Below are 14,453 nucleotides of genomic sequence, written 5' to 3' on the forward strand. Positions count from 1 at the left end.
TGTGCTTGTAAACATAAAAATCAATTATTAATTTATGGATTGTATAAAAGTATTTGCGCCCGGCACCGTTGCCAACGTAGCATGCGGTTTTGATGTGATAGGACTGGCCATGGACGCCCCCGGCGACGAAATGATCTTACGCAGGAGCAGTGAACCCGGCATCCGTATTACCGCGATCCACGGCGCCGATCTTCCCCTGGAAACCTCACAGAATGTAGCTGGCGTAGCCGTTCAGGCGCTGTTACAGAAATATGAAAAACCCGACACCGGCATAGAGATAGAGATATTCAAACATATACATCCCGGCAGCGGCATTGGCTCCAGCGCCGCCAGCAGCGCGGGCGCCGTGGTAGGCGTAAATAAATTGCTGGGCGAACCTTTTACGCCCAAACAACTGGTACGTTTTGCGATGGAAGGCGAAAGACTGGCCTGTGGCTCTGCGCATGCCGACAACGTAGCACCGGCCATCCTCGGGGGTTTCACGCTGGTACGCAGCTATCGCCCGCTGGATATCACCAGCCTGCATACGCCATCGGAACTGTGGGTAACCGTGATACATCCACAGATAGAAGTAAAGACATCGGACGCACGCGAGATACTGAAACAAAAAGTATTGATGACCGACGCGATCCGCCAGTGGGGCAACGTAGGCGCATTGGTAGCCGCGCTGTACCAGGAAGATTATGACCTGATCAGCCGCTCCCTGGAAGATGTAATCGTAGAGCCGGTAAGGGCCATCCTCATCCCCGCATTCTATGAACTGAAACTGAAATGCAAGGAGGCCGGCGCGCTCGGCGGCGGCATCTCCGGCTCAGGGCCATCGGTGTTCATGCTCAGCAAAGGAGAAGAGAATGCCCGCAAAGTGGCCGCCACCATGGATAGCGTATACGCGCCCCTCGGCGTAGATTATAAAATTTATGTGTCCCGCATCAATACAGCAGGTGTAAAGGTGATTGACTAACAAAATAAAGAATGATTCATGCAGTACTTCAGTCTTCAGAACGCACAGCACAAAGTATCTTTTGAAACCGCCGTTACACAAGGATTAGCGCCCGATAGAGGATTATACTTTCCGGAAGAGATACCGGCACTGGACCCGGACTTCCTCAAAAATATCCATCAGTATTCAGACCAGGAGATTGGTACCAACGTGATACGCCCGTTTGTGGGAGATGAAATACCGGAAGAACAATTGAAGAAGATTGTGGCAGACACCCTGCACTTCCCTTTCCCCGTGCAGAAAGTTTCGAAATCGACCTACGCACTGGAACTCTTTCACGGCCCTACCCTTGCCTTCAAAGATGTAGGCGCACGTTTTATGGCGGGCTGTCTTGGCTACTTCCGCCGCAACAGCACCAAGCCCGTAACCGTGCTGGTGGCCACTTCCGGCGATACCGGCGGCGCCGTGGCCAGTGGCTTTTATAATGTGCCGGGCATACAGGTGGTGATACTTTATCCTTCCAAAAAAGTAAGCACCCTGCAAGAGAAACAGCTCACTACATTGGGCGGCAACGTTAGCGCGTTCGAGATCATTGGCACTTTTGACGATTGCCAGCAGCTGGTGAAAACCGCCTTCCTCGACCAGGAGCTGCAAAACAAGCGGCCGCTCACTTCCGCCAATTCCATCAATGTAGCGCGTTGGCTGCCGCAGATGTTTTATTATTTCCTTGCCTGGAAACAGATGAAGGCCGCACATCCGCAGCTGGTGTTCTCTGTGCCCAGCGGCAATTTTGGAAATATCTGCGCGGGCATGATGGCGGCCGCTATCGGCCTGCCGGTGGAGCATTTCGTGGCCGCTACCAATATCAACGATACGGTGCCTCGCTTTATGGCCAGCGGCGTATACCAGCCAGGGAAGGCCGCTCCCACCCTTTCCAATGCCATGGACGTAGCTGATCCCAGCAATTTCGTACGGGTGTTACAGTTATTCGGCAACAGCTTGCCGAAATTACAGGAGCGCTTCAGCGCCTATAGCTTCAATGACAAGGACACCCTGCTCACCATGGAAAAAGTTTGGAAAGAGAATCACTATATGCTTGATCCGCATGGCGCAGTGGGCTACCTCGGCTTGCAGGAATATCTGTCTGCCCATCCCGATGTAACCGGCGTTTTCCTGGAAACGGCCCACCCCGTGAAGTTTGAAGACACGGCGCCGCCATCCTTGCGGGAAGAGATACATGCGCCGGCCCGCGTGATGCAGCTCTATGGCAAAGAGAAATCCGCTACCCTGCTGCCCGCAGATTATACTGCCTTTAAAAAAGCGTTGCTACAGTAAGATTTCGGAAATCAGATTTTAGCCATTAGCTTTGGCAGCTGTATGAAGTACCTACCTATCCTTTTCGTATGCCTGGCCGCTGTTGCCTGTCATGAACAAAGCAACAGCGGCGGCGCAGCCGCCAGCACCGCCGATTCCGTCCTCTACAGCGATATCATCAGGCCGGTAACAGATTCCCTGCAACAGTTTCCGAACAACCACGAACTCTATTACCGCCGCGCCATGCTGCTGTTCAATACACACCCGGCGCTGGCGGAGCCAGACTTTGAAAAGGGCGCCTCGCTGATGCCCGCCAACACCGACTATTGGGCCGGCGCCGGCGAAGCCGCCCTCGTGAGCGAGCACTTCAAAAAAGCAGAGCAGATGTTTGCACAAGCGCTTGGCACCGCGCCAGGCAATGCTTACCTGCGATACCGCCTCGCTACTGCCATGATAGAAAATAAAGAGTACGCCACTGCCGACAGCGTAGCCAGCGTATTGGCACAGACGGCCGATGCGCGCGACAAAGCCTTCTACCTGAAAGCACGCATCGCAGAAGATCATAAAGATACGGTGACGGCTATACAGCATCTTACTTCCGCCATCCACGCCGCAGGCGCTACGCCGGAATATGAAGCGCTGATGGAGCTGGGCGACCTGCTCCATAGCAGAAAGGCGCCACAGGCCATCTCATATTACGTACAGGCATGGCAGTTAGACTCCACCAATGCGGAGCCGATGTTCAGCATCGGCGTGTTTCAACAGGAGCTGGGCAACAAACCCGCCGCCATCGCTGCTTTCAAGAAGGCCGTAGTGGCCGATCCCGGTTATGAGGCTGCCTACCTTGCGATGGGCCACCTCTATCTCGACGACCAGAACTGGAAAGAAGCGCTCACCTGGTATAACCTCGCCGCAAAATCAGCCCCCACCGATGCCTGGGCCTATTATTACCGCGCCCTCTGCCATGAAAAATCAGGCAACAAGATATCCGCCGTCGAAGACTACAGCAAAGCGTCTTCCTTCAAAAAAGATTTTACAGAAGCAAAGGAGGCGTTAAAACGTCTGAACAAGTAATTGTTTACATTTACACAGATCAAAAAAGAGCGTTTTGGAAAATACACCTGTTTTAATAGCGCCGTCCTTACTGGCAGCAGATTTCCTGGAACTGGGAAAAGATGTGGATATGGTCAACCGCAGCGAGGCCGACTGGTTTCACCTTGATGTGATGGATGGCCGCTTTGTGCCGAATATCAGCTATGGCCTGCCAGTGATCGCACAGATCAAGAAGCGCGCACGCAAACCCTGCGATGTGCACCTGATGATCGAAGCGCCCGAAAGATATGCCGCTGAATTTCAGAAAGCCGGCGCCGATATCCTCACTGTACATTATGAAGCCTGCCCTCACCTGCACCGCAATATCCAACAGATTAAGTCGCTGGGCATGAAAGCCGGTGTGGCGCTCAATCCGCACACCCCGGTACAGCTGCTGGAAAATGTGATCCGGGATATCGACGTAGTGCTCATCATGAGTGTGAACCCTGGTTTCGGCGGACAAACCTTCATCGAACAAACCTATCATAAACTATCAGAGATACGCCAGCTGATACGCGATAGCAACGCGCATGCACTGGTGGAAGTAGACGGCGGCGTGAGCCCCGAGAATGCGGCACAGCTCATACAGGCAGGCGCCAACGTGCTGGTGGCTGGCAGTGCCATCTTCTCGTCTCCCGATCCCGAAAAAACAATTGCTGTTATGAAAGGTGGGCGATAATCTCTTTAGACAGCGGTTTTGTCAGATAGCCATCTACAAACCGATAGCTGCGTACCCGCTCTTTGTCTTTTTCATCGATAGAGGAGGTTAACACAAAAATCCTGATCTGCTTGGGCAAGCCGGCCTGAAAGCCCGCAAATTCGTCGAGGAATTCCCAGCCATCCATCACCGGCATGTTAAGATCCAGCAGGATCAGGTCGGGCAGCGCATCGCTTGCACCCGTATTTTCCCTCAGGTAATCCAGCACGTCCTGTGCATCTGAAAACACCCGGACATTACTGCTGATACCTTGCCGCTCGATCATGATCTTCGCTATCTGCTGGTGGATTGGGTCGTCGTCGACAATAAAAATCATATTGATCAGGTTCATATAAGCAGATTATTCGGGCCTAAATGTAATAATAAATTTGGTTCCGTTGCCAGGGGTGCTCTCTGCACGTATGCTTCCTCCCATGGCTTCCACCTGCGTTTTCGTGATGAAAAGCCCGATCCCTTTTGCATCTTTGTTCTTATGAAAAGTTTTTCTGAAACCGAATAATTTATTGCCGAAACGTTCCATATCAATGCCTACGCCATTGTCTTCTACCGTAAGCACAATGGACTCCTGCCCTCTCGAGGTCTGCAAATGCAGCGCCGGCGTGCGTTCCGGCGAACGGTAACGGATCGCATTGGTGATAAAATTCTGTAAGATACTATCCAGGTACACCCGTGGATATTCGATTACCGGCACCTCGTCAAAATTGTAGGTGATATGAATATGGCTCTTCTCAATATCCACCAGTAAAATATCTTTCACCTTCTGCAAACGTTCTGCGAATACTAATTTCTCCCGTTCTACATTCACATCTTTCCTGATCTGCACTACTTCTACCAGGTCGTTCAGTGTTTCATCTATTTTTTTGATCACCTCATGCACCATGCCCAGGTACAACTCGCGCTCCTGCGGGGAAATAGCTTCATTGTGCATTTGCATGAGCGCCTTCAGATTGGCGATCGGCGCACGCAAGTTATGTGAGGTGATGTGCGCAAAATCTTCCAGCTGTTTATTTTGATTGAGGAGATTTTTATTGAGATTGGATAATTGATCATTGGCCTTGCGCAGGTCTTTCTGCATCTTGCGGCTTTCGGTGATATCCCGCATGAATACAGAGATACCGCCATCTTCCATGGCGGTGAGCAGGAAATCGTACCATTTATCCTGGATCGGGAAATAGATGCCGAACGATTGCGAGGCCCCTTGTTTCACGCATTCCCGCATCCTGGCGTAGAACACGGTGTCGCTGAGTTTCGGGAACACTTCAAAGATGTTACTGCCCATCTGCACTTTGCGGCCGATCATTTTTTCCGCTTTCTGGTTGAGGAAGTTCAGCTTGCCATCGGGTTCCATGGCAGCATATCCCATATCTACGGTATCGAAGAAAAGCCGCATCAGCTCTGTGTTGCGGGTGAGTGCGTCCCTGATCTCGGATTGCTCGGTGATATCCTGCACTACGCCGTACATGCGTACCAGTTGGCCATTGTCGTACGCAGGCTGGCCGATGGCGCGCACTCTTTTAGGCTGCGGTTTGTCGGTGATGATCGACAGCTGCGCATCGAAGGGCCGGCCGCTGGTGGCGCATTGTTCCAGCAGCAGGTCGAGGTTGCGGCGGGATTCTTCTGTGTAAAAAGACCTGGCTGTTTCAAAGTTCATGGCGGTGCCTTCCGGGCAACCGTGGATGTTATATGTTTGCCTGGACCAGCGCACCTGGCGGGTGTTCATGTCCATTTCCCATCCGCCGATCTTGCCTATTTCGCCGGTTTGCAGCAGGAATTCCTGGTTCTTTATATTCTCCAGTTCCTGCTCTTTTTTATCGGTGATGTCATTCACCAGTACGACCACTATTTTTTCTTTATCCACCGGGTCTACCACGGGGAATACGGTGAGATCGAGATATACTTCACGGCCTACTTTGGTCCATCGTTCATCACGGGAGAAGTCTACTTTCTTTTCCACGCGCAGGGTTTTGTTTTCCTGCAAGGCTTGCTGGAAGAGGTCATCCAGCTGGAACATGGTGGCGAAATCGTCGTTCATCACGTTGAACTGCCGGCGGGCAGCGGGATGCGGCGAGTTGAAGAAGAAACGTTGCGTTTGATTGATGCGGCGGATAAAGCCGAAGTTATCGAACTGGATATAGCCGATAGGCAGGTTTTCGATGATATTATCGAGCAGGCGTTCGCTTTTCTGGAGGCTGATCTCGGCGAGTTTTTTCTCGGTGATATCATCTAGGATGAGGAAGATATTGGTCATGTTGCTTTGGCGGTCCACCACCGGGAAGATGGTAGCGTCGAAGTACATGGGATGTATGCGGGTGATACCTTCGTAATGTTTTTCAGAGTAGTTGAGCAGTATTTCGCGTTTGAGTGTTTTGCGGCCGTCGCGTGCTTCTTCGAACAGGCGTGCGAGGCCATTGTGGCGGTAGAAGGGATCTTGCAGCCAGTTGTAGTGCGGGTTGGAGAAGAAGGCATGATCGCTGCCCCATATCTGCCGCTGGCGGCTGTTCATCTCGATGTTATCGCCTTCGAGAGAGAACTGTTGCAGACCGATGGGCAGATTTTCCAGTATCTGCCGGAAATATTGTTCATCTTCTTTGAGCCTGATCTCGGATAATTTCCTGGCCGTGATATCGAGGCCGAGGAGCAGGCATTGCTGGAGAGCGCCATGGGCGTCCATTTGCGGGCTGATGGCTGCTTCCAGCCACAGGGGCTGTTTTCCGGCGATCAGGAAACATAGCTGTTCCTGTATGTTCTCACCTTTACGGGCAGATTGCCAGATGTGCGCCCACTGGCCTTCGTTGGCCGGCAGGAGAAAATCGGTAAGCGGCCTGCCCTGAAGTACGGGGGCGGGCAGCTGTAAAGCCTGTGTTACCAGCGGATTGGCGGCCATCAGGTTCCCCGCTGCATCCATGGTGATTGACCATGCACATGCATTGATAGCGGCTTCGAGGTGTTGCAGGCGCTTGTAATGCTCTTCCAGCATAGCTTCATTCATATGGTAGCGGAATCATTATCGTTGTGACTTGCGATCGGACAAAATAGGCAATATATGACAAAAAAACACCATTGCAGAAGTAAATGTAATAAAATGGTTCGATGTTGTTTATCCACGATTGTGGATTTTCTATTTTCTGAAATTGTTAAACGATCAATATCTTCGCAGCGAGATACATCCGTCAGCAAAAATTTTACAAGATGAAAGTAATGATTATCATGGGTTCCGAGAGTGATAAACCCGTCATGGAAGAGTCGCAGAAACATCTGCAATATTTTGGTATTGAAAACGAGATGATCGTAGCATCCGCTCACCGTAATCCTGACAAGGTGCGCGAATTGTGTGTTACGGCGCAGGAAAAGGGCTTTGGCGTAATAATTGCCGCGGCTGGTATGGCGGCTGCCTTACCTGGCGTAGTATCTGCTTACACTTCATTACCCGTATTGGGCGTACCTTTGGATGGTGGACTGCCTGGTGGTGTTGATGCACTTTATTCCATTGTACAGATGCCCGCCGGTTTGCCGGTAGGTACCCTGGCAGTAGGCAAGGCAGGCGCCCGCAATGCTGCCATACTGGCTGCACGCATCCTGGCGCTGGGCAACCCGGCCATCGCTGCTAAAGTAGAGTCGTTCAAGCAGAATGGCTACAGGATTTAGTGATAGCTTAACACGGCTGCCATCCAGGTTGTACAAGAATTAAATATATTCGGATTGAAAAATCCGATCATTTCCTGGACAATTAAATCATAGAAAGATTGACTGAATCCATTATTAACTTAGATAGTATTAATCCCATCGAGTTTTTCGGTGTTAATAACGGAAAACTGGATCTGCTGAAAAAGAAATTCCCGCTGTTGAAGATCCTGTCCAGGGGTACCCAGTTAAAATTGAGTGGGTCTCCGGAAGAAGTGGCCACTGCGGAGGAAAAGATCAGTCAGATCGTTAAATATCTGGAACGTAACGGAAACCTTACGGAAAACTATTTCGAACAGATCCTCGGTGACGAAGAAGGTGGCCGTATCGACAACTTCAGCGACCGCAATCCCAACGAAGTATTGGTGTTTGGCCCCAACGGACGCACGGTACGTGCCCGCACTGCCAATCAGAAAAAGATGGTGGCGCTGGCCGACAAGAACGATATCATTTTTGCTATCGGCCCGGCAGGTACCGGTAAAACCTATACTGCCGTAGCACTGGCCGTACGCGCGCTCAAGAACAAGGCTATCAAAAAGATCATCCTTACCCGTCCTGCGGTAGAAGCTGGCGAAAGCCTTGGTTTCCTGCCCGGCGACCTGAAAGAGAAGATCGATCCGTACCTGCGCCCGCTCTACGATGCGCTGGACGATATGATCCCGGCAGAGAAGCTGAGCTACTATATGACCAACCGCGTGATCGAGATCGCGCCACTGGCGTATATGCGTGGCCGTACCCTGGACAATTCGTTCATCATCCTCGACGAGGCCCAGAACGCCACGGACCTGCAGATCAAAATGTTCCTGACCCGTATCGGCGCCTCCGCCAAAGCGATCATCACCGGCGACCTCACCCAGATCGACCTGCCCAAAAACCAGAAATCCGGTCTGGACAAAGCTACCCGCATCCTCCGGAATATCGACGGCATCGGCTACCTGGAGCTCGACGAAGAAGACGTAGTAAGGCACCGCCTCGTGAAAGCCATCATCAGGGCGTACGACGCCAATAAGGAACCATAAAATATTGTGGAATTTCTTGATGTAAGAATTTGAGAATTTGAGAATTTGAGGATTTTGCCGGGATCATCTTCCCCCGATAAATCCTCAAATTCCAAAATTCTTACATTTAAAAATATTTATGACTTTGCAGATTTGAATGTTTACCCCTATTTTTGTTCGTGATATATAATAATTTATCGACCGCATGACCAATTTTTGTCGGATCCTCATACTGGCAGTATTCTCCACCCTGCTGTTCAGCAGCTGTAAAAAAAGGGCTACCCCACAGGAAGTAGCACTGTCGTTTATGCATGCCATACAGGATTCGAACTTTGACCAGGCCAGGGATTATGCCACCAAAGAGTCCCAACAGGTGATACAATTGTATTCCTTCTTCGATGCCCGCCGCAGTGATGCTGAGAGAGAAAAGATCCGGAATGCAAAAATTGAAGTGGTAAACATGGAAGAGAACGGCGACAAGGCATCTGTCACCATCCTCAATTCCTCCGCCCACCAGAAAGAAGTACTGCAACTGGTGAAAGAAGGAGGCCAGTGGAAAATTTCCCTGACATTCGAAAGTATCATTCCTAACTATATTCCCCCGGCCAACGGCGGAGCAGCTTTTGATACCACCACCGCTGTACTACCTCCAGATTCCGCCACCACAGGCGGTAACAGCGCACCCGCCGCCAAATAGCGATAATTTTTCTTAGCTATTAACGGCGAGTTCCTTAATTTTGCCACGCATTAAACGGACAGGAATGTGTGGCTGATTTCGTGTTGAATATTCACGGAAACCGAACCATATCTTCATGAATAGTGAAGTGAATAGATTATTCACTTTTCCGCAGTAAGCAAGTATTGAACAATAAACCTTAAAGTAAAGTAGATTAAATTATGATGACAAATCCCTGGCACAGCGTGACTCCCGGAGCAGAAGTGCCACACATCGTGAATGCAATCATTGAAATTCCAAAGGGATGCCGTGCCAAATATGAACTGGATAAAGAAAGCGGATTACTGAAACTGGACCGTGTATTATACTCATCTGTATACTACCCCGCCAACTACGGTTTTATTCCTCAATCATATTGCGATGACCATGATCCACTGGATATCCTGGTACTGTCGCAGATCGAATGCGTACCTATGTGTATCATCGAAGCCAAAGTGATCGGCGTGATGCAAATGATCGATGGCGGCGAAGCCGACGACAAGATCATTGCCGTTGCTGCCAATGATATGAGCGTAAATCATATCAACGACATCTCCGAACTGCCGCCCCACTTCATCGAAGAAATGCGTCATTTCTTTGAAGAATACAAAACACTGGAAAAGAAAACCGTGATCGTGGAAGAATTCCAGAACAAAGCGAAAGCAGAAGAGATCATCAAACAGAGCTTTGAAGACTACAGGAAGATCTTCAAACAAAGCTGAATCATTTAGGAATTTATTGATTTACAGATTTACGGATTTTCTGATTTATGGATTTATAAATTTAAATGGCGCCTGTTGCAGGCGCCATTTAAATTTATAAATCCTCACATCCTTAAATCAAAAAATCCTTTTAATGATGCGTAGTTTGTGAGAACGTATGCCGGTATCGGCGTTAGTGATGCCCTGGTTATCGATCGGGTCTACCCGTACTTTACCGGATGAATGTATGATCTCGTGATCGTTGAGCAGGATACCTACGTGCGTGATGCGTCCTTCCTCATTGTCGAAAAAAGCGAGATCACCAGGCTGCGCTTCCTGCAGGAAATCAACCACATGCCCCTGCGTGGCCTGCTGGTAGGCATCGCGCAGCAGGCGCAGGCCTGCCGTCTTGAAAACCCCTTGTGTGAAACCGGAGCAGTCGATCCCAAACACGCTGCGTCCGCCCCACAGGTAGGCAGTATTTAGATGCGTGAAAGCATTATCTTTGATAACGGAAGCCAGACGCGCAGACGTCAGTTCAGTGGGCACCGGTTGTGGTGTGACAACAGTGATGCTCCCCCATTGCAGGTTACTTTTGACCAGGCAGCCGAAAGGCACTATCATCGGCTGGCCGTTCATTGTTACCTCGTTAATCCATGATGGCAGGTACCCGGATACCGGAGCCTGATATAGCGCTGAGTCTATCGTTTCGAGGTGCGAGGCTGTAGCCCAACCGATATAATCATCATATTGGTTTTTGATTTGCACCCAAGCACCGGGAGCGGTGTTGATGATCTCCACACATTCACCCCATAACAGTTGCGAGATCATTTCACTTCTGTGTGCCGCCTCTGCTCGCAAAGGCGCAACTGGCACAATAACAATGGCATATGGCATATAAATTGTATAAATCCGTTTTACTATTCAAATTCTTGTTCCGGATTGAACTTTTTCCGCTTTAATACGTAAATATAAAGTAATAAGTTTATGCACCAGCAGTTAACCAATTTATCGGATAAGGAATTGATATCCCGGGCCCGGAAGCAGAAAGACCGGGAAGCAGAAGGTGTATTGATGGACAGGTATAGTCATTTGCTGGTGGCGATCACCCTGCCTCATTTACGCAGCAACCCCAGCCTCGACCCCAATATCGTATTCCCTGCATTGTTACAGCGCTTGAGTTCCAGCATCAAAACACAGTCTATTTACAAGGCCAACGAATGGATGCTGCATATACAAAAAGGTTATCTCGGCAAGCCAGAGAAAAACACGCCCTTCTATCCTTCGAGAGATGGCAGGGACCTGCTGCATATCGAGAACAAGGTAGACAAAGCCGCTACCAATACGATCGACCGCCAGGAGCTGATCGTGCAGCTGGAGCAGGCTTTACAGCGCCTCAGCGCAGAAGAGCGCGACCTCATCACGCAATTTTACCTTGAAAATAAAACTTTCGGAGAACTGACCACCGCCAAAGGCTGGACACGTGAAAAGGTGCGTGCACAGCTGAAAGCGGCCAAAGGAAAACTTGCCAAGATATTCATGAATCAGAGTTATGCCAAATAATCAGCCCCATAACGAAAAAATATTAAAGATCTTTTCCGGCATCCGTTGCCTCAACAAAGATCAGCTGCCCCGTTACATGGAAGGCCGCCTCACCGACGTGGAAAAACACCTGGTGGAGCAGCATCTCACGGACTGCGACCTTTGCTTTGAGGCATTGCAAGCGCTGGAAAAAGAAAACAATTTCGATCAGTACAACGACCTTACCGGTAAGCTGCAACGCTATATCCATCAAAGCATACAGCCTGTTTCCTATGTACAGAAAGTAGCAAAATACACCCGTAAGGAACGCAACAAAGAAAACCTGCTGGTATACTTCTGGCTGGTAGCCTTTGCAGCACTGGGCGTAAGCGGCATCTATGTATTACGCGGCCACCTGCGCAACCAGCCTGTTGCTACCAAGATCATGGCAGCGGCTACCCCGCCAAAAGACAGCGCCGCCACCATCACACAGGATATTCCGCAGCAGCCCATCATTACAGAGAATCATACTGCAGGTACACCGGCTACACATACCACTGCGGCAACAACACCAGCGCCGGCCACTACGCCCGCTACTGCTCCGGCGCCCACGCCAGCTGTGGATTCCGCCAAAATAAAAGCTGCCGCCGCTGCAAAAATTGCAGCGCGTAAAAAAGCAGCGGCCGATAGTCTTGCTAAAAAACAAGCCCTGGCCCGCGCAGCTGATTCCATCAAAAAAGTAAATGAGCAGCGCGACAAGGAAAAAGAAAAAGCAAAAGCAGACAGCGAGGCCAAAGTTACGGTGGCCAAGGAACAACCAGCGCCAGAACCTAAAAAAACAGAAGCGCCTAAAAAGGAAACGCCTGCCAGTCAGCCGCCGGTAAACAGCGATGAATACCTCTACCGCGCCGCGATGTTATATCAGCAACAAGGCAACCTCAGCGAAGCGATAGACCGCTACCGGCGTATTGAATCTGTGAGCACCGGCAAATATGTGGAGATGGCCCGCTACCAGCTCGCCATCTGCTACCGCAGCAAAGGCCAGATGGGCAAGGCCCGCCGCATGTTCAGAGAAGTAATCCGAATGGATGGATCGATGAAGAATGCGGCCCAGCAAGCGCTTGATAGTATGTGATATTAAACAAAAGGCTCACCGTGGTGAGCCTTTTGTTTAATATCACTTTTTTTATGGAAATTTGTCGGCATTTCCATCTTTAACCTGTGAACAATCCAGCGATACAACAACTAACAGATCAGGAGCTACTCCAACGGTACAAAGCTGATGGCAACAGTGATTGGATCGGTGTGCTTTTCGACCGCTATGCCTTACTGTTGCTCGGTATGTGCATGAAATACCTGAAAAATGAAGAGGATGCGCGCGACAGCGTACAGCAAATATTCCTGAAGGTATTATCCGATGTCCACAAACACGAAATCCAGTATTTTCGCGCCTGGATCTACCAGGTGGCGAAAAACTATTGCCTCATGCAGTTAAGGCAAAACCATATGAAATACAAGGAAGAGATATCCGACAAAAGTATGGAAACTATGGCCGCCGAAGAGGAAGACAAACGCGTGTACCAGGAAAAAGACATCATGCTGGAACATATGGAACGCGCAATTGATCTGCTGAATCCTGAGCAGAAAGTTTGTGTACAGCTGTTCTATCTGCAAAAAAAATCTTACCAGCAAATCGCTGAACAAACAGGCTACAGCCTGTTACAGGTGAAAAGCTACATCCAGAACGGCAAACGGAACCTGAAACTTTTACTGGAAAAAATACAACGCGCAAAACAATAGTTAATTTGCATCAACGTGATATGAACGAGCATTTCAACGATATATTCATCACTACGGGCTGTCCTTCGCAACAGCAGCTGCTGGACTATGTGCAGGGCAGGCTGTCGCCGGAAGAACAACACGAGGTGGAAATGCACCTGGCCGACTGTGATCTTTGCAGCGAAGCATTAGAGGGATTGGCCGCTATTAAAGACAAGGAAAAGATACCAGGATGGCTCCGCGAGATGAAATGGAGCTTGCTGAAGAAGCTGCGCTCACGCTACCGCCAGCGCAGGAAATCAGAAAATCATATATACCTTACCGTTATTATCCTGGCAATCCTCTTCCTGTTACTGGCTTTGTTCTGGGGTTTTCATTTTGCGACACACCATAAATGATTTAGTGATTTTTTGATTGACGGATTTTTTGATTTAAATCAAGAAATCCGTCAATCAAAAAATCTCAATATAATTTCTTGTCTCCTTTCTTCTCCCATTGCTTAAACACATGTAATGCTTCTTCACCGGGCAGGTGGATCAGCGGGATTTTCTTTTCATCATTGGGCACATCTATTTCGCGGTAGATAAATGAATCATCGAAAGCGATGGCGGCCGCATCTTCTCTGGTATTGGCGTAATATACGCGCTGCGGCCTGGCCCAGTAGATAGCGCCCAGGCACATGGGGCAAGGCTCGCAGGAGGTAAATATTTCGCAATCGTGCAGCTGGAAAGTGCCTAGTTTCTGACAGGCATCGCGGATAGCTACTACCTCTGCGTGCGCGGTAGGATCATTATGGCAGAGCACCTGGTTCCATCCCTCTCCCACTATCTCGTCTCCACGCACTACAACGGAACCAAAGGGGCCGCCATCGCCGGTTTCCATTCCTTTGCGCGACAGTTCCACAGCGTATTGCATAAATTTCTTTTCTCTTTCTCCAATCATGCTGCTAATATTTTGGTCTATTCAAATTTACTGAAAGATGCATAAAAAAACC

Annotated in this window: 16 protein-coding genes; 12 read left to right on the forward strand and 4 right to left on the reverse strand. The window is 49.7% G+C overall.

Translation table 11 applies throughout. The annotated features are described in order from the left end of the window. The first annotated feature begins 34 nt into the window (after positions 1-34). From FPG75_RS19015 to rpe, 4 genes are read left to right on the forward strand one after another with little or no spacing between them, the layout of a single operon-like run. Positions 35-961: a homoserine kinase gene (locus FPG75_RS19015; RefSeq protein ID WP_143308881.1), complete on the forward strand. Its 927-nt coding sequence runs from the start codon at positions 35-37 to the stop codon at positions 959-961. A gap of 18 nt (positions 962-979) precedes the next feature. Further along, on the forward strand, positions 980-2,275 hold the full coding sequence (gene thrC, locus FPG75_RS19020; protein WP_143308879.1) for a threonine synthase: 1,296 nt from the start codon (positions 980-982) through the stop codon (positions 2,273-2,275). A gap of 42 nt (positions 2,276-2,317) precedes the next feature. After that, positions 2,318-3,328 carry a tetratricopeptide repeat protein gene (locus tag FPG75_RS19025; RefSeq protein ID WP_143308876.1) on the forward strand — a complete coding sequence of 337 codons (1,011 nt, stop codon included), beginning with the start codon at positions 2,318-2,320 and terminating at the stop codon, positions 3,326-3,328. A gap of 34 nt (positions 3,329-3,362) precedes the next feature. Continuing rightward, positions 3,363-4,025: a ribulose-phosphate 3-epimerase gene (rpe, locus tag FPG75_RS19030; protein WP_143308874.1), complete on the forward strand. Its 663-nt coding sequence runs from the start codon at positions 3,363-3,365 to the stop codon at positions 4,023-4,025. Here rpe and FPG75_RS19035 read toward each other — a convergent pair. Continuing rightward, positions 4,006-4,395: a response regulator gene (locus FPG75_RS19035; RefSeq protein ID WP_143308872.1), complete on the reverse strand. Its 390-nt coding sequence runs from the start codon at positions 4,393-4,395 to the stop codon at positions 4,006-4,008. The two genes, rpe and FPG75_RS19035, sit on opposite strands and share 20 nt — an antisense overlap. Positions 4,396-4,404: 9 nt before the next feature. Next, on the reverse strand, positions 4,405-7,053 hold the full coding sequence (locus FPG75_RS19040; RefSeq protein ID WP_143308870.1) for a PAS domain S-box protein: 2,649 nt from the start codon (positions 7,051-7,053) through the stop codon (positions 4,405-4,407). A gap of 200 nt (positions 7,054-7,253) precedes the next feature. Here FPG75_RS19040 and purE point away from each other — a divergent pair, with 200 nt between their 5' ends. The 4 genes from purE to FPG75_RS19060 all read left to right on the forward strand — a co-directional run bounded on the left by purE (position 7,254) and on the right by FPG75_RS19060 (position 10,180). Beyond that, positions 7,254-7,709, forward strand: a complete 456-nt coding sequence (gene purE / locus FPG75_RS19045) for a 5-(carboxyamino)imidazole ribonucleotide mutase (protein ID WP_143308868.1) — start codon at positions 7,254-7,256, stop codon at positions 7,707-7,709. 98 nt (positions 7,710-7,807) lie between these two features. Further along, positions 7,808-8,764 (forward strand): PhoH family protein, encoded by a 957-nt coding sequence (locus FPG75_RS19050; protein WP_143308866.1) that lies wholly within the window; start codon positions 7,808-7,810, stop codon positions 8,762-8,764. A 184-nt stretch (positions 8,765-8,948) separates the two neighbouring features. Beyond that, entirely contained in the window at positions 8,949-9,440 is a 492-nt protein-coding gene (locus tag FPG75_RS19055; RefSeq protein WP_143308865.1) for a nuclear transport factor 2 family protein, read from the forward strand. A 200-nt stretch (positions 9,441-9,640) separates the two neighbouring features. After that, positions 9,641-10,180, forward strand: coding sequence for an inorganic diphosphatase (locus tag FPG75_RS19060; RefSeq protein ID WP_201747986.1), 540 nt, complete (start codon positions 9,641-9,643; stop codon positions 10,178-10,180). Between the two features lie 117 nt (positions 10,181-10,297). Here FPG75_RS19060 and FPG75_RS19065 read toward each other — a convergent pair whose 3' ends face one another. Beyond that, complete coding sequence (locus FPG75_RS19065) at positions 10,298-11,056, reverse strand: C40 family peptidase (RefSeq protein WP_143308863.1); 759 nt, start codon at positions 11,054-11,056, stop codon at positions 10,298-10,300. A 90-nt stretch (positions 11,057-11,146) separates the two neighbouring features. On the opposite strand from FPG75_RS19065, the gene FPG75_RS19070 reads away from it, so the two are divergent. The 4 genes from FPG75_RS19070 (at position 11,147) to FPG75_RS19085 (ending at position 13,857) form a co-directional block, all read left to right on the forward strand. Then, complete coding sequence (locus FPG75_RS19070) at positions 11,147-11,722, forward strand: RNA polymerase sigma factor (protein WP_143308861.1); 576 nt, start codon at positions 11,147-11,149, stop codon at positions 11,720-11,722. Further along, positions 11,712-12,815 (forward strand): zf-HC2 domain-containing protein, encoded by a 1,104-nt coding sequence (locus FPG75_RS19075; protein WP_143308859.1) that lies wholly within the window; start codon positions 11,712-11,714, stop codon positions 12,813-12,815. Before FPG75_RS19070 ends, FPG75_RS19075 begins: the two co-directional genes overlap by 11 nt. An 86-nt stretch (positions 12,816-12,901) precedes the next feature. Continuing rightward, entirely contained in the window at positions 12,902-13,480 is a 579-nt protein-coding gene (locus FPG75_RS19080) for an RNA polymerase sigma factor (protein ID WP_143308858.1), read from the forward strand. A 20-nt stretch (positions 13,481-13,500) separates the two neighbouring features. Continuing rightward, entirely contained in the window at positions 13,501-13,857 is a 357-nt protein-coding gene (locus FPG75_RS19085; protein WP_143308856.1) for an anti-sigma factor family protein, read from the forward strand. 64 nt (positions 13,858-13,921) lie between these two features. Here FPG75_RS19085 and FPG75_RS19090 read toward each other — a convergent pair whose 3' ends face one another. After that, positions 13,922-14,401: a nucleoside deaminase gene (locus FPG75_RS19090; protein WP_143308854.1), complete on the reverse strand. Its 480-nt coding sequence runs from the start codon at positions 14,399-14,401 to the stop codon at positions 13,922-13,924. Positions 14,402-14,453 lie beyond the last annotated feature (52 nt).

Source organism: Chitinophaga vietnamensis (genome assembly GCF_902167635.1).
In the GTDB taxonomy this organism is placed as follows: Bacteria; Bacteroidota; Bacteroidia; order Chitinophagales; family Chitinophagaceae; genus Chitinophaga; species Chitinophaga vietnamensis.